Raw genomic sequence first — 15212 nt, 5'->3', positions numbered from 1 at the left:
CCCCGCATCCCCGGACCACGCACACGAGGCGTGTCACCGGACGCGGAGCGAACGCGGGCGACCAGGACATCCAAAACCGTTCGGGATGCCCGCAGCGACCAGGAACGGGTCCAAGACCCACTCCTGCCCACTGATTAGGAACGGTTGGAAGCGGAGACCATGAGCGGAACGCGGCCCGAACCGTACTTCTGCCTGCTCGGGCCCGTTCACGCGCACCGGGGTGACTCACCGCTTCCGCTGGGCCCTCCACAGCAGCGCGCCCTGCTCGCCATGCTCCTGTGCCGGCGCAACGCGGTGGTGGGCCTGGACGAGCTGATCGACGGCCTGTGGGGCGAGGAGCCGCCACGCGCGGCCGTGGGCACCGTCAGGTCGTACGTGTACCGGCTGCGGCGCACACTGGGCCGCGCGCTCGCCACCCAGGGGCAGGGCTACAGCCTTCAGGTCGGCCACGACGGACTCGACCTGTCCCGCTTCGAGGCCCTGGTCACCCGGGCCCGCGCGGCCGGCTCCGCCGACGATCCGCTCGGGGCGCGGGAGTTGCTGGCGCAGGCCCTGGGGATGTGGCGGGGGACCGCTCTGGCGGGGCTGCCGGGTCCGCAGGCCCGCATCCAGCGCGAGCGGCTGGCCGAGCTGCGCCTGTCGGTGCTGGTGGAGCGGGTCGAGCTCGATCTGAGGCTGGGACGCCGGGCACAGCTCGCCGCCGAACTGACCGGCCTGTGTCTGGAGTATCCCCGCAACGACCGGATCCGCATGCTCCGGGACGCCGTACTGGAGCGCGGCGGCCGGGGGAGTCAGGCGCGGGCGAGGCCGGCCGGCGCCGACGCCCCGCGCCGCCCGGCGCCTGCGTCCGCCACGACAGGCTCACCGCTGCCCCCTCCTGCCCAACTGCCTTACGTACCCGGTGATTTCATCGGACGCGGCGACGAGGTGCAGGCGCTCCTGGACACCCTGACACCCTGGCCGACGGCCTCGCGGACGGTGGTCGTCTCGGCCGTCGGCGGCATGGGCGGGGTCGGCAAGACCACCCTCGCCGTGCACGCGGCCCAGCGGCTGAGGAAGCACTTCACCGACGGCCAGCTGTACGCGAACCTCCGCGGCGTGCAGGCGGACCCGGCGGATCCCGGAGCGGTGCTGGCCGGCTTCCTGCGCGCGCTCGGCGTGACCGACCCCTCCCTCCCCGAGGCGCCGGAGGAACGCGCCGCCCTCTACCGGACCCGCCTCGCGGGAAAGCAGATCCTGCTCGTCCTTGACGACGCACGGGACACCGCCCAGATAGCGCCCCTCCTCCCGGGGTCACCCACCTGCGCCGTACTGGTCACCAGCCGCAACACCCTGGCCGAACTGCCCGCCGCCCTGCGCGTGCGGCTGGACGTCCTGGCCGCCGCCGAAGCGCTGGCCCTCCTCGGCCGCATCGTCGGGGAGGGGCGCATCGCCGCCGAGCCCGCCGCGGCCGCGACCCTCGTCGAGCGGTGCGGCGGGCTGCCGCTGGCGCTGCGCATCGCGGGGTCCAGGCTGGCGACCCGGCCGGCCTGGCGGCTGGCGGACTTCGTCCGGCTCCTCGACGGGCGCCGCCCCGCGTTCCCCGGCCGGGCTGCGGGCGAAGGCAGCGTGGAAGCCTGCTTCCGCCTCAGTTACGACCTGCTCGGCGCGCAGGAGGCGCGGCTGTTCCGGCTCATGGCCGTTCCCCACGCGCAGACGGTGGACCTCGCCGCCGCGGCTGCGCTGGCCGGGCTGGGGCATGCGGAGGCGGAGCAGTACCTGGAACGGCTGACGGCGCTCGGACTCCTGGAGTCCCCGGCCCCGTTCGGCTACCGGTTCCACGACCTGCTCAAGGAGTTCGCCGCCGCGCGGTCCGAGGAGTGCGACGGGCCGCAGGAGCGGACGGCGGCCCTCTTCCGACTGGCCGACCACCTCCTGGCCTGCGCCCGCCACGCGTACGCCCTCGAACGCCCCGGCCACCCCCTCGCGGGTCTGCTGACCCCGACGGCCGCCGACGGGGTACCCCTTGCCCCCCGGGGCGGCGGGGGCCGGGCGGCCGCCCCGGACATCGAGGCGGCCTTGGCGGTCGCCGTCCAGACGCTGGAGGCGAGACCGTCGGCCGTCGCCCTGCTCGCCGACACGGTCCTGGCACTCGCCCCGCCGCTCGACGGCTCGTTCCTGTGGGCTGCGCTCGTCGCCCCGGCCCGCCGCATCCTGCGTACCGCCGAGGAGCAGGAGGACGTACGCGCGGCCGGCCGGATCGGCTACATGCTGGGGGCGGCCCTCCAGCGCCAGGGGCACTGGGAGGAGGCGGAAGCCGCCCTCCGTGCCGCGGAGCAGGCGGCGGGCGCGGTCGCCGACGACACGGTGCGCACCGAGATCCTGACCTGCCGGGCCGTGGTCCGGCAGGGATGCGCCGACTGGCACGGGGCCGAAGCGCTCTACCGGGAGGCGATCGCCCTGGGTACGGCCTGCGGCAACGCGTGGGGTACGGCGCATGCGCGCTCGAACAGCGTCAGCACGCTCCTGAACCTGCACCGGTTCGACGAGGCCGCCGAGGCCTGCCGCCTCAGCCTGGGCGCCGCCCGCGACAGCGGGGACCGCTACGGCGAAGCCCACGCGCTGTACAGCCTCGGGATCGTCGCACGGCACGCCGGCCGCGTGGCCGAGGCCGTCGCCCGGCACCGGGAGAGCACCGGGCTGGGCGTACGGGGCGGCTACCCGGCCTTCGAGGTGATGAACCTGATCTCGGAGACCGCCGCCCATCTCGCGGGCGCCGCCCCCCGGGAGGCCGTGGCGTGCGGCGAGCGCGCCCTGGCCGCGGCCAGGCGGCTCGGATGGCGCGCCGCGCAGGCACGGGCCCTGCGTCTGCTGGGCACCGCGCTGGCGGCGGCGGGCGACCACGACCGGGCCGGGGCCCGGCTGGAGCAGGCCGTAGAGCAACTCGGAGCCCTCGGCCTCCCCGAGGCGGCCCTGGCCGCGGCCGCCCTGGCCGCACTCCGCGCCACGGACCCCCTGACCGGCTCACCCCGGCCCGTTCCGGATCTCGCCTGACCCGCGGTGCAAGCCGCCGCTCGTGAACGGTCGCGATCGCCCAAGTATCCTCGTCCGGACGCAATGTGACCGATCATCAGAACACCGGGACGGCGGGGGCAGCTATGTGGGGGCGGGGGACGGTCCTCGGGGACCGATACACACTGGCAGAGCGGATCGGCGGTGGCGGCATGGGCGAAGTCTGGCGGGCCGACGATGACGTGCTCAGGCGGCAGGTCGCCGTGAAGGTCCTGCTGCCCGCGCTGCTCGACGACCTGTCGTTCGCCGCGCGCTTCCGCCGGGAGGCCACGGTCCTCGCGTCGCTCAGCCACCCGGGCATCGTCGACGTGCACGACTACGGCGAGAGCCGGATCGAGTCCGGTGAGCAGGTCGCGTACATCGTCATGGACCTCGTCGAGGGGCGGACGCTGAACGAGGTGCGGGTGCAGGCCGGACCCCTCTCCGTCGAGCAGGCGCTGGACATCGCTGGGCAGGCCCTGGACGCGCTGCACGCCGCGCACCTCCAGGGGGTCACGCACCGCGACATCAAGCCGTCGAACCTGATGCTGGGCGACGACGGCCGGGTGACGGTCACCGACTTCGGCATCGCCCGCTCCAGCGCGGCGAGCACCGGGATCACCGACTCGCACGCGGTACTCGGCACGGCGCTCTACATGGCTCCCGAGCAGGCGGAGGGGCTCGGCGCCATCGCGGCGTCCGACCTGTACTCCATGGGTGTCGTCTGTTACGAACTGCTCACCGGAGAACCGCCGTTCACCGGTGAGTCGGTCGTCGAGATCGCGCTCAAGCACATCAGGGAACCGGTGCCGGTCCTGCCTGCCGAATTCCCGGCGCCGGTGCGCGCGTTCGTTGCACGGGCGCTGGCCAAGAGGCCCGAGGAGCGGTACGCCGACGCCTCGGTCATGGCTGCGGCGGCGCGGCGCGCGGCGGCCGGCCGGCCCCTCGGTGAGCTCGACGCGCCGGCGGGGCCGGTCGCGGCGGAGACCGCCCCGGATCCGGCGGGGAGCGCCGAGCCGTTGCGCAGGTGGTGGAACCGGCTGCGCATCCCCGCGACCGTCTCCGCGCCGCTCGCGATCGGCGTCACGGTGACGATCACGGTCTCGGTGGCCGTCACCGTCTTCTACATCGACCCCAGGGCGCGGCAGACCGATGCGGCCGGGCCGGGGCAACGGCCGTCCGCATCCGTGTCCGCGCCGGCGTCCGCAGGCGCCGGCCAGAGCCCGGGCGCGACCCCCTCGGGGAGCGCGGCAGCGGGTACGCCGAACGGATCGGCCCCTCCTCCGGGCGAGAACCCGGCTGCGCAGGGCGGCGCCGTCGGCGCGGCGCCGGCGCCGGACCCCCAGCCGGCCGCGAACGGGTCCGGCAACGGCGGGAGCAGCCCGGGTTCGGCCCCGGGCGGCGGCGCCGGAGGCGGCAGCGCTCCCGGCGGTGGTCCGGCCCCCGGTGGTCCGGCTCCCGGCGGGTCGGGCAACGGCGGGTCGGGCAACGGTGGCGGGTCCACACCGCCGCAAGGCTGCGGCGGAACCGGCTGGGGCGCCGTCACCAATGTCGGCGACGGGCTCAAGATCGGTCTGAACACCGCCGGCCCGCAGGGCGGAGCCAAGGTGATCATGGGAGGCACCACCGCATACGGCTGGGTCCACGCGAAGGGCAACTACGACTCCTTCACGGCGTGCGGACCGTCCGGTTCCGCGATGAGCCGGGCGTTGACGCAGTTCGGGGACACCGTGCGCGTCGAGCTCGCCGGCCCCTTCGCCGCGGACGTGTGGTGGAACCTGGAGAAGGCCCCCGCGGCAGGCGCCTACTACATCAAGGACATCCAGTTCCAGGGCGGCTGCCTGACGGACAACGGTGCGGGCAACCAGCTGACCGTGGTCGCATGCGTCTCCGGGAACAAGGCCCAGCAGTGGCGGATCCCCTGACGGCCGTCCCGTGACTCCCCGGGAAGCCTCCCGGAAGGCTCGGCGCGCCGGTCCCGGCCGGGGCCGGCGCGCCGCTGCGGCCGGGTCGGCCGCCCCGGGCCGCACCACCGCCTGGTGGGGGCAGGCGCCGGGGCCTACTCGGTGTCGAACGCGTAGAACTTCCGGTGGTCCAGCAGATCGGCCGGGGTCACGTTGTTCCACGGCCGCATCGGGCGGTGCAGGTCCACGACCTGCGGCGTGCCCGCGCCGGGCAGGTAGGCGGACTTCGGGTTCCGGTGCTGCCACTCGGCCCACAGCATGTCGATGAAGGCGTGGTGCATCCAGAACACCGGGTCGTTGGGAGAGGCCGCGCTGGCCATCTGGCCGCCGATCCACACGTGGACCTTGTTGTGCACGCCGGCGCCGCGCCAGCCCTCCAGGTGGTTGCGGAAGCCGTCCGAGGCGCTGTTCCAGGGGGCCGCGTCGTACACGGACATCGCGAGCACGGCGTTCACCTCGGCCTTCGTGGGCAGTTCCGGCACCGCGGCGCCGAGGGTGCGCCGCAGGTACGGGCGCTTGTCCACCCCCACGGTGATGGGCCACTTCCCCGCCCCGTACGCGAACGGGCCGTCGAGGACCTGGCCGTCGCGGTCCCGGCCGGTACCGCCCATGAAGTCCGCGGCCCAGATCGAGGAGGCTGCCGTGCGGTCCGCCGTCCAGTCCCAGTAGGGGAGCGAGACCTTCGGGTCCACCTTCTGCAGTTCGGCCTCGAAGTCCAGCAGGAAGCGGCGGTGCCAGGGCAGGAAGGAGGGAGCGCGGTGGCCGACCCGGTCGCCGAAGTCGCTGTCGGTCATGAGGAACGTGTTGTGGGCGGAGACGAAGCGGTCGTAGACGCCGGTCCGCTTGAGTTCGAGGAGCGCGTTGACGAAGGCGCGCTTCTCCTCCGGGGTGAGCTTCGCCTGGTTCTTGCGGACGGTCACGACGTGCCTCCCGTGGGGCCGAACTGGGCGAGGGCGGCGCCCTGGAGGTCCCGTACGGCGGCGCGGACGACCGCGACGGGGTCGGGGAACGTCTGGTAGTGGTTGACGACGCTGACCCAGCTGCCGTCGGCGTTGCGCATCACGTGCAGCTCGTTGCCGTCTATGCGGACCGTGGGCAGCCCGGGGGTGTGGTGGCCGTCGTGGTTCCCGCCCCCGTCGAACGTGATCTGGATGCGGCGGCCCTCGAAGACCTCGTCGACGGTGCCGGTGGGTATGGGGGCGGGAGAGGAGGACGCCGCGCCGCCCTTGGGGTCGCCGGCCGACGAGGACGAGCCGGAGTTCTTGGCGGCGCAGGCGGTCAGTCCGGCAGCGGCGACCGCGCCGGCAGCCGTGCCCAGGGCCTGTCTGCGGTTGATCTTTTTCATGGCCTGAAGAGGTATCAGAAGGGCCCGGGCTCCAGATCAGTGCCCCATGCATCTATCGCGAAAGGACTCCCCGCCCCGTCCGCGGCGGCGGACGGAGGCGGGGAGTCCGGAGCCGGTGGTCAGCCTTCCGTCACCGCCACCGGGACAGGCCGATCGGCGGACTGCACCAGAGCGCCGTCCGTGTGGTTCGCCTTGAGCGCCGCGTACGCCCTGCACAATGCCTCCGTCCGGACCGGGCGCCGGTCCGCGAAGGCCGTCAGGTCACCCGTGCACTGCAGCTCCCAGCGGGGGAAGCGGCGGCGGGACGTGGCCACGGCGGCGCTGGGGGCGAAGTACAGCATCGTCGTGTTCTCGTGGGGGTTGTGTGCCGAGCCCTCGTAGACCATCCGGCCGGTGGTCTCCAGGCGGTCCGCCAGACGGGCGAGGGTGCTCGCGTCCGGCCTGTCCATGAACAGGCCGACGTGGTTCTCGAAACCGTGGACGCGCTCCTGCGCACCCACGACCTCCGTGTACCCGGGGCTGCACCGCGGGAAGAGGAAGACCTCGACCTCCGGAGCCAGCCCGGCCGTGACGCGCAGCCGCGTCACCCGTATGTCCGCATCCTCCGGGAGCCAGTGACGCTCCACCAGACGGCGCTTGACCAGCACGCTCGGTATGGTGGACGAGGCGGGCCAGCCGTTTTCCTCGAAGTATGCGAGAGCGGAATCCACTGTTTCCGGGAACAGTAGCGTTGCGCAATGCGATACAACGCATCCGCTCTTTATTTCCCGTTTGAGATCGCCCGGTATCCACGGCGGCAGGAGAGCGTCCAGTGGCTTTTTGGAGGCGTGGAGGGCGTAGTCAACAGCATGCTGGAGGCGCTGGACGTCGCACGGTTCGAACGTCACTGGATGCATGTCGCAGCCTTTCTGTTGCCGACACCTGATTAAAGCCATGTCACCCATCAGGCGGCACTTGGCCGTAGCCTGATCGGGTGAACAGCCGGTCTTGACCTGCGCATCTTGACTCCTTGCGACCGTGGTTGTACTCATCGGTGAAGTACCGCACTTTCAACGGAAGGCGTCTTTCCCAGGAGGTAGTGGGCATGTCTCCGTACGGCCGAAAGAAATCTCCGAGCATCCTGATAGCCGGTGCCGGAATTGGCGGATTGACCACGGCATTGAGTCTTCATGCGGCAGGGCTGGACGATGTGCTCCTCGTGGAAGCGTGCCCCAACCTGCGTGCCGTCGGCGCGGGAATCAATCTGCAGCCCGCCGCCGTGCGGGAGCTGACCGAACTCGGACTGGCCGAGGCGCTGGAGAAAGTGGCCGTGGCGACCGCCCGGCTGGAATACCACCACCGCTACGGCGGTCTGATCTGGTCGGAGCCGCGCGGGCGCGCCGCCGGCTACAACTGGCCGCAGTACTCGGTGCACCGGGCACACCTTCAGGACATCCTGCTGTCGGCCGTCCGGGAGCGGCTCGGCCCCGAGGCGCTCGTCACCGGCGGCCGCCTCGTACGGTACGAGCAGGACCGCGGGCAGGGCCGGCCCACCGTACGGGCGTACGTGGCGGGCCGACCCGGCCCGTTCTCCTGCGACCTGCTCATCGGCGCGGACGGAATCAACTCGGCCGTGCGGGCGACCATGTACCCGCACGAAGGGCCGCCCCTCGGCAACGGGATATGCATGTGGCGCGGGGTGACCGAGGGCTCTGCGTTCCTCGACGGGCGCACGATGGTCATCGTCGGCTGCAACGCGAGGGTGAAGGCCGTGGCCTATCCGGTCACCCCACCGGACGGGAGCGGACGGTGCCTGCTCAACTGGGTGGTGGAGAGCCGCACCGGCGACGGCCTCGATGAAGAGGACGCGCGCGGCGGTGCCGACTGGGACCGGGCCGCACCGCCCGAGGAGGTGCTCGCGCACCTCCGGGGCTGGCGCAGCGACTTCCTCGACCTCCACGGCATCATCGCCGGGGCGCCCCGCATCGGCCGGTACCCGATGATCGACCGCGACCCGCTGCCGGGCTGGACGGACGACCGGGTCGTCCTCCTCGGCGACGCCGCACACCCGTTGTACCCGACCGGGTCCAACGGAGCCTCACAGGCCGTCGTCGACGCCCGCGTGCTGGCGTACGAGCTCGCCCACCACGACGTGGACGAGGCCCTGTCGCGCTACGAGGCGGCCCGCCGGCCGCAGACCACCCGGCTCCTCGCGGCGCACCGCCGGCTGGAGCCCGACCCGGTGCTGCGCCAGGTGGAATCCCTTGCCCCGGACGGCTTCCTCGACATTCGCCACGTCCTGCCGGAGGACAGCCTGGACGGCATCAAGTCCTGTACGCGCCAGGTCACCGGCGTGGACGCCACAGCGCTCAATGCGCGTTCCTCCTGGAGCGTGGCCGTATGAACGTCTCCCGCATGCGTTTCACCGCCGTTGCCGCGCTCGGCTCCGCCGCGCTGCTGGCGGCGCTCCTGTCCGCCGCAGGGCGGCCGCCGGCCCCGGCGGCGCCCGCCGGCTCCGCCGCGCGCCTGCCCGCCTGCGGCGACGGCGCCGGGGGCGCGGTCTGCTCGGCGTACGGCCCCGCCGCCGCGCTCGGCGGCGGCACGGTCCGCTCGTACGGCGAGTACCAGGGCGGGATTCCCAGAGCACTGGGCATCTCCCTGACGGCCTCGGCCGTCGGCGGGCTGCCCACCACCGCCACCGACGGCAGGCACTGCTACGACGCGGACGCCGACGGGACGCTCGACGGCACCCACGAATGCGTCGGCGGCCACAGCCTGGAACTCGCCCTGCCGGCCGTCCCGGCCGCCGCGGCAGGCCTGCCCTTCCAATGGGTCCTGTTCAACTGGAACCCGCACGGCCACAACCCGCACGGCCGCTACGACGTCGCCCACTTCGACGTCCACTTCTACCTCGTCCCCCGCAAGGTCCGAGCGGCGATCAAGACCGGTGGCTGCGCACTGCTCATCGCCTGCGACCAACTGGCCGCGGCCGCCCGGCCCGTCCCGGCCGCGTACCTGCCGGCGGGCTACCCGGCGAGCAGCCCGCAGACCGCGGAAGGCGCCATGGGCGCGCACCTGGACAGCCGCCCGCCGTCCACCGGCACGCTCACCGGTCAGACCTTCATCTACGGGGCGTACGCGGGCGACCTCATCTTCATGGAGCCCATGCTCACCAGGGACTTCCTGCAACGGCACCGCACCGCGCCGGCCCACCGCACCTGTGAGGCGATCCCCCAGCCGGCGGCGTGGCGCATCCCCGGCTGGTACCCCACGCAGTACTGCACCGCCTACCGCCCCGACCAGGACGACTACACCGTCACCCTGACCGAGTTCGTCCACTCGGCCGGAGCCCGCCGCCTCGTCACGGCAGGCAGATGAACCACTGCGCCGCGCTGCCGCTCCGCCCGCGTGGCGCAGTCGGCGGGCCCGGCGGGCAGCCGTCACAATCGGACTGTCCGTCATGCCGCCTTGTGACCCATTTGGGGGCCAGTTCATGTATGCAGCAGTGGTCCACGCCCTGGGGCAGCAGCCTCGGTACGAGTCCGTAGCCGAGCCCGCGCCCGCGGCCGGCGAGGTGGTCGTCGAGGTACTGGCCGCCGCGCTGTACCCGCTGGTCCGCTCGTTCGCCTCGGGCGGCCACTACACGGGGGGCGACGCGCTGCCCCTGGTCCCCGGGTTCGACGGGGTGGGCCGGACCACGGCCGGTGAACTCGTCTACATCCCGGGGCTGGAGCCCCCGCACGGGACGATGGCCGAGCGTGTCGCCGTACCGGCCGCCGCGCTCATGCCCGTACCCGAGGGACTCGATCCGGTCGCTGTCGCCGCCGCCATGAACCCCGCGTCCGCCGCATGGATCGCGCTGCGCGAGCGGGCCCGGCTGCTCAGGGGCGAGACGGTACTCGTCCTCGGTGCGACCGGCAACGCCGGGCGGGCCGCCATCCAGCTGGCCCTCGACCAGGGAGCGGGCGCCGTCGTGGCGGCCGGGCGCGACGAGCGGGCGCTGCGGGCGGCGACGGAGCTGGGCGCCCACCGCACCGTGGTGCTCGGGGGCCCGGACGAGGAGGTCGCGGCCGCCTTCGGCGCGGCGGCCGCCGGCGCGGACATCGTGCTCGACTACCTGTGGGACCGCCCTGCCGAGCTGGCACTCGACGGCATCCTCCGCCACCGCGCCGATCTCACCCGCACGCTGCGGTGGGTGCAGGTCGGGTCCGCGGCCGGCGCCGACATGACCCTGCCGTCCGCATGGCTGCGCAAGGCCGACGTGAGCGTCTTCGGGAGCGGACTCGGCTCGATCTCCGGCGCACGCCGCAATGCGGCCCTGCGCGACCTGCTGGAGCGGCTGCCCGACCTGGCGCCGACCACCGAGGCGGTCGCCGTGCCGATGGCCGAGGTGGAGGCCGCCTGGGCATCCCCGGTGCGATCCGGGGCCCGGCTCGTGTTCGTCCCCGCGGGCGGTGACACCGAGGCCTTCGGGCCGTGGGAAGCCCTCAAGGGCCGGGAAGCGGTCTGACCGGACTCCTTCCCCCGCCACAGCCCCCCTCGTCCGGTTGCGTCCGGCTGCTCCTCCACGGCCACCAGGACGACCCGTTCACCGTCAGGAGCCCCGCTCCTGTGGGCGGCGCATCTCCATGCCGGAGCATGAGCCGCCTGGGCCGTACCGGCGCTCCTGCCTGCGCCGCGCCGACTGTGCGGTTCGGTGGGACGCTGGGAGGAGGCGGGCCCCGAGCGGTGAGGTGTCATCCGCCCTCGTGACGCCGTGGGCCGTGCCGTGAACCGTTGGAGGACACAATCCATGAGATGCGCAACGAGAAGTGGCGCGATCAAGGTCTCGTCCGTACTGCTCGTGGCGGGCCTTGCGGCCGGGGGCCTGTGTTCCGGGACGGCGGCCGCGGGCGAAGCCGCGCGGCGGCTCCCGGCGGCCCCGTGCGCGAGCAACCAGGTGGTTGCGGACAGCGCGCAGCGAACGGGGGCCGCCCGGGTACTGGTCACGGTGACCAACAAGGGTACGAAGTCGTGCGTACTGAACGGCTTCCCCACCGTGGCCCTCGCGGGGCAAGGCTCGCCGGACAGGAACAAGCCCCTCCAAGTGATCCGCCGGGGCACGGCGGGACCGGTGCGACTGGCACCCGGCGCCCAGGCCTGGACGTGGCTCTCGTTCACGCCGGTCCTCGGTGAGGGGGAGGGTTACTGCGCCTCCGGCGCCGACCCGTTCGTCGCGCCCTCGGTGGTGGTGGGGGTCGGGGGCGGGAAGTACCAGCTGGGGCCCGACGACGGCGGCGAGTTCGCGCTCTGCGGCAACAGCGTCCGCGCCACGGCCTTCAGCGCGGCCGGCTCCTGACCCCGACCCGGCCGCCCGGCCCGTGGTGCGTGGCGCGAATGCGACCGGTGACGGCAGGTTGATATAGCGTGCGCACGTCAAACGACGTACTCCGCACACGCTCACGGGGGAATTTCCCGCATGACCTATCCGCCACAGCAAGGCCCGGGCCCGTACGGTCAGCCCGGCCCGTACGCACAGCAGCCGCCGCAGGGGTACCCGCCCCAGCCGGGATACGGGCACCCGCAGCAGGCTCAGCCCCCGTACGGCGCCCCGCCGCAGCAGCAGTACCCGTACCCGCCGCAGCAGTTCGCCGCCCCGCCCGCGCCGCCCGCCCGGAGCGGAGGCCTGGGCGTCAAGAAGATCCTCAAGGCCATCGTCGCCGTCGTCGCCGTCATCGTGTGCGCGGTGGGCTACTGGGCCAGCCAGGACGACGCGGACAAGGCGGAGGTCGGGGACTGCCTGACGAACAAGGGTTCCACCGTGAGCCCTGACCTCCAGGTGGTGAAGTGCGGTGGCGCCAACGCCGAGTTCAAGGTGGTCAAGGTGATACCCGACACCCTCGACACCAACCAGTGCCAGGGCAAGTCGGACATCGGCTACAAGGAGCAGACCAGGGGCTCCCGGCGCCACTCGGGCAAGCAGTTCGTGCTCTGCATCGACCAGATCAAGAAGAGCTGACCCGACCGGCTCCGGCCACCGTCCGAGCCGCCGCGGCCGGCGAACCGGCCGCGGCCCGGTTCCGGTTTCAGGGAGCGGCCGAAGCCGGCGCCGGCGCCGGGCGGGCTCCGTCCGTCGGGCGCTCGCGGCGCTCCGGCCGGAACCCGATGACGAGCACCACCACGCCGGTCAGCACGAACCCCGCCGTCCAGAAAGCGCCGACGTGCATGGCGTGGATGAAGGCACTGTCGGCTGCTCTGGCCAGGTGGGGGTCGTGTGTTGCGGCCGCCGCGTGCCGGGCGAGCTCGGCCGAGACCCTGGCCTGGCGCTGTACCGGATCCGGAAGGCCGGTCAACGAGCCCTCGATCGCGTGCCGGTTCGGGATGGGCGATCCGCAGTTCGGCGACGACGAACGCCGCGATCAGCGCGATGCCGGCGGCGGTGCAGCCCCAGACGCGCGGCTGCGTGAAGGACGCGTCCTGGCCCGCACGGATGAGGCCGTACGCGAGCAGGCCCAGGCCGCCAGTCGACAGGAGCAGCCCGGCCGGGTCGAGGCGGCGGACCTGCGGGCTACGGGAGTTCGGCACGTAGCGTGCGATGCAGCCGAGTCCGAGGAGGACCACCGGCACGTTGACGAGGAACACCGAACCCCACCAGAACCGCGAGAGCAGGGCCCCGGCCAGGATCGGCCCCGCGGCGAGGCCGACCCCGGCGAAGGACGACAGCGTGCCGAACGCGGCCGGTCGTTGCACGGGCGAGAACGTCCAGCTGACCACCGCCATCGTCGCGGGGACGAGTAACGCGGCCCCGGCGCCCATCACGGCCCGTGCCGTGACGAGTTGGCCGGGGGGCGAGGCGTAGGCGGCGAGGGCCGAGGCGGTGCCGAACAGGGCCATGCCGGCCAGCAGGGTGTTGCGGTGCCCGAACCGGTCGCCGAGCGCGCCCCCGGTGAACATCAGGCCGGCGAAGGCCAGCGTGTAGGAGGAGTACGGGCTCACCGTGCCCCAGTTCGCGACCCTGATGATGGTCAGGGCCTCCCCGGGCTGCCGCAGCAGTGCGAGGCGGCCTTCGCCTGGATGTCGGCCGTCTCCGCCGCCTGCCAGGAGCCGGGGGGCAGGTGACCTCCCCAGCGGCGGGCGCACACGCCGCTGAGCCGGTCGGGGGAGGGGGAGTCACGGTGTGGGCGCTCCGTCGTTTCCCGGATATGACTGATCTCATGGTCCAGATCCCGGCCGACTGGCTGACCCGGGTCTTCCTCTCGCCGCGCCGCGGCTCACCGGAAGACCCCGAGGTCACGGTGGCGCCGACCGCGCCGGGGCCCGTTCAGTACACGAGTTTGTACGTCACGTCCTTGGGGACCGGGGACGGTGCGGTGCCGGGGTAGACGAGCCGGATGGTGGTGTACTGCTGGACGTCGGGCTGTTCTGGCCAGGGCTGAGGTCTGCTCAGCGTCACTTTGACCGGGTACGCGTGGAAGCGGCCTGCCGCGCAGTACGGCTTGCAGTCGTTCACCATGTCGGTGCCCGTGGCCGTCGCGGTCCGCTGCCCCCAGGTGTCCCAGCCCAGTCCCACGAGGCGGTTGTTTCCGTCGCCGCAGGCCAGCAGGAACTCCTCAGGGCGTACCTGGGCCTCGGAGAAGCAGTCGACGACCACGACCGGAGCCGGATCCAGGACGGCCCGGGTCTGCGCGGAAGCCGGTACGGTGCCTGCCACGAGCGCTGCGACCGCGCACAGCAGGGTGGCCGTCCTGATCCTGGTCCGGCGTGCGGGACCGAGCCCGCCGTCTTCTGAAGCGTCCACGAAACCCTCCTCGCGGCATCGGTACGGCCTGTGGTGCCACAGCCGTCCCCAGCTTCCCCCATCCGCGCATACCCCGCACCCGCTGCGGCGGGCCGACCGGTCAGGGGCGCCTGAGCCGCGGGGCCGCGGCGGCGCGCCGCCGCGCCGCCGCGGGGAGGGTCATGAGATGCCGTACCACTGGCTGGCCCAGCCGGTGTTGATCGTGCTGGTCGACTGCTCGCCGAGGTTCACGCTGGCCGGCAGGGAGGTCTGGCCGGTCAGGAGGGTGCTGTAGCGGAGGTTCGGCGGGTTCAGGCCCGCGTTCACCGAGATCCCGGCGCCCGTGGACTTGAGGGTGAGGCCGTTGGTGGCCCAGTTGCCGTTGAGGAGGAGGGCGACGAAGTAGGTTCCGGGAGCTGCGGTGAAGGGCTTGGAGAGCGGCAGCGGCTTGGCCACCGCGTCGGTCATGAGCTGGGGCGAGATGTCCGCGGTGGACGCGCGCAGGGCGCCGCCCGCGTCGTAGACGCCGAGGTAGCACTGGGAGAGCTGGGCGTTCGGGTCGATGCCGGCCAGCCCCAGCCAGATGTTGGACCAGGTGATCTGCTCGCGCAGCACGATCCGCACCAGGGTGATCCGTCCGCCGACCCCGGCGGGGGACTGCGCGGTGACGTGCCCCGCGTCGTTCGGGTCGCCGGTCCAGGCGAGGAGGTTCTGGTCCTGCGGCCGGGGGCCCTCGTACCCGGAGCCGCCGCCCGGCGCGGCCGGAGCGGGAGCGGCGGCGCTGCTGCCCTTCTCGTGCGGGCTCCCGCCGGACGCGGTGCAGCCCGTCAGGACGAGCAGTGCCGCGAGCGCGGTGGCGACGCAGGCCGGGACGGTGGTGGTACGGGTGCGCATGGTCCCCCCATGAAGTGCGGATGTGCTAAGGGGGCCATGGTCACACGGTCCGCACGGGCCTCTCGCGCGAGGTCCCGTGGCGGAGGCGCGGGTCCGCGTGGGCGCGTCACAGCCCGGGGCGCGGTGGCGGGCCCTTGCCATGACGCCGAGCGGCGGGTACGGCGCGATGGGCCAGTCGGAACCGAGGACGAGCGTGGCGCCCGAGTCCCACAGGTCCCGGCAGCGCCGGGCCCGGGAGGCGCGC

At 73.2% G+C, this 15212-nt stretch carries 14 protein-coding genes; 8 read left to right on the top strand and 6 right to left on the bottom strand.

The window, feature by feature from the left end; genetic code table 11:
• The first annotated feature begins 159 nt into the window (after positions 1-159).
• Together ABTY04_RS28105 and ABTY04_RS28100 are read left to right on the top strand one after the other, a co-directional pair.
• Positions 160-3033: an AfsR/SARP family transcriptional regulator gene (locus tag ABTY04_RS28105; RefSeq protein ID WP_352216188.1), complete on the top strand. Its 2874-nt coding sequence runs from the start codon at positions 160-162 to the stop codon at positions 3031-3033.
• Positions 3034-3137: 104 nt separating this feature from the next.
• Entirely contained in the window at positions 3138-4955 is a 1818-nt protein-coding gene (locus ABTY04_RS28100; protein ID WP_352216187.1) for a protein kinase domain-containing protein, read from the top strand.
• A gap of 134 nt (positions 4956-5089) precedes the next feature.
• Here ABTY04_RS28100 and melC2 read toward each other — a convergent pair whose 3' ends face one another.
• From melC2 to ABTY04_RS28085, 3 genes are all read right to left on the bottom strand, one after another.
• On the bottom strand, positions 5090-5914 hold the full coding sequence (gene melC2, locus ABTY04_RS28095; RefSeq protein ID WP_352216186.1) for a tyrosinase MelC2: 825 nt from the start codon (positions 5912-5914) through the stop codon (positions 5090-5092).
• The gene (gene melC1, locus ABTY04_RS28090; RefSeq protein ID WP_352216185.1) at positions 5911-6339 is read right to left on the bottom strand and encodes an apotyrosinase chaperone MelC1; all 429 of its coding nucleotides are present in this window, start codon (positions 6337-6339) and stop codon (positions 5911-5913) included. The genes melC2 and melC1 overlap by 4 nt, the downstream gene beginning before the upstream one ends.
• A 119-nt stretch (positions 6340-6458) precedes the next feature.
• Positions 6459-6986: a hypothetical protein gene (locus ABTY04_RS28085; RefSeq protein ID WP_352216184.1), complete on the bottom strand. Its 528-nt coding sequence runs from the start codon at positions 6984-6986 to the stop codon at positions 6459-6461.
• A gap of 90 nt (positions 6987-7076) precedes the next feature.
• Between ABTY04_RS28085 and ABTY04_RS28080 the strand changes: the two genes are divergently transcribed.
• From ABTY04_RS28080 to ABTY04_RS28055, 6 genes are all read left to right on the top strand, one after another.
• Entirely contained in the window at positions 7077-7268 is a 192-nt protein-coding gene (locus ABTY04_RS28080) for a hypothetical protein (RefSeq protein WP_352216183.1), read from the top strand.
• Positions 7269-7423: 155 nt separating this feature from the next.
• On the top strand, positions 7424-8722 hold the full coding sequence (locus ABTY04_RS28075; RefSeq protein ID WP_352216182.1) for a flavin-dependent oxidoreductase: 1299 nt from the start codon (positions 7424-7426) through the stop codon (positions 8720-8722).
• Positions 8719-9696, top strand: coding sequence for a hypothetical protein (locus ABTY04_RS28070; protein ID WP_352216181.1), 978 nt, complete (start codon positions 8719-8721; stop codon positions 9694-9696). The genes ABTY04_RS28075 and ABTY04_RS28070 overlap by 4 nt, the downstream gene beginning before the upstream one ends.
• Positions 9697-9811: 115 nt before the next feature.
• Positions 9812-10828 carry a zinc-binding alcohol dehydrogenase family protein gene (locus tag ABTY04_RS28065; RefSeq protein ID WP_352216180.1) on the top strand — a complete coding sequence of 339 codons (1017 nt, stop codon included), beginning with the start codon at positions 9812-9814 and terminating at the stop codon, positions 10826-10828.
• 282 nt (positions 10829-11110) lie between these two features.
• Positions 11111-11656, top strand: coding sequence for a DUF4232 domain-containing protein (locus ABTY04_RS28060; protein ID WP_352216179.1), 546 nt, complete (start codon positions 11111-11113; stop codon positions 11654-11656).
• Positions 11657-11776: 120 nt separating this feature from the next.
• Positions 11777-12316, top strand: a complete 540-nt coding sequence (locus tag ABTY04_RS28055; protein WP_352216178.1) for an LppU/SCO3897 family protein — start codon at positions 11777-11779, stop codon at positions 12314-12316.
• On the opposite strand, the gene ABTY04_RS28050 is transcribed toward ABTY04_RS28055, so the two are convergent.
• From ABTY04_RS28050 to ABTY04_RS28040, 3 genes are all read right to left on the bottom strand, one after another.
• Positions 12235-13293 (bottom strand): MFS transporter, encoded by a 1059-nt coding sequence (locus ABTY04_RS28050; protein ID WP_352216177.1) that lies wholly within the window; start codon positions 13291-13293, stop codon positions 12235-12237. The two genes, ABTY04_RS28055 and ABTY04_RS28050, sit on opposite strands and share 82 nt — an antisense overlap.
• A 325-nt stretch (positions 13294-13618) precedes the next feature.
• Positions 13619-14095: a hypothetical protein gene (locus ABTY04_RS28045; RefSeq protein ID WP_352216176.1), complete on the bottom strand. Its 477-nt coding sequence runs from the start codon at positions 14093-14095 to the stop codon at positions 13619-13621.
• Positions 14096-14254: 159 nt separating this feature from the next.
• Positions 14255-14968, bottom strand: a complete 714-nt coding sequence (locus ABTY04_RS28040) for a hypothetical protein (RefSeq protein WP_352216175.1) — start codon at positions 14966-14968, stop codon at positions 14255-14257.
• Positions 14969-15212 lie beyond the last annotated feature (244 nt).

It is taken from the genome of Streptomyces sp. NPDC097981 (assembly GCF_040302565.1).
In the GTDB taxonomy this organism is placed as follows: Bacteria; Actinomycetota; Actinomycetes; order Streptomycetales; family Streptomycetaceae; genus Streptomyces.
The sequence above is the reverse complement of the archived record's forward strand: the minus strand, read 5'-3'. Positions and strand labels throughout refer to the sequence as shown.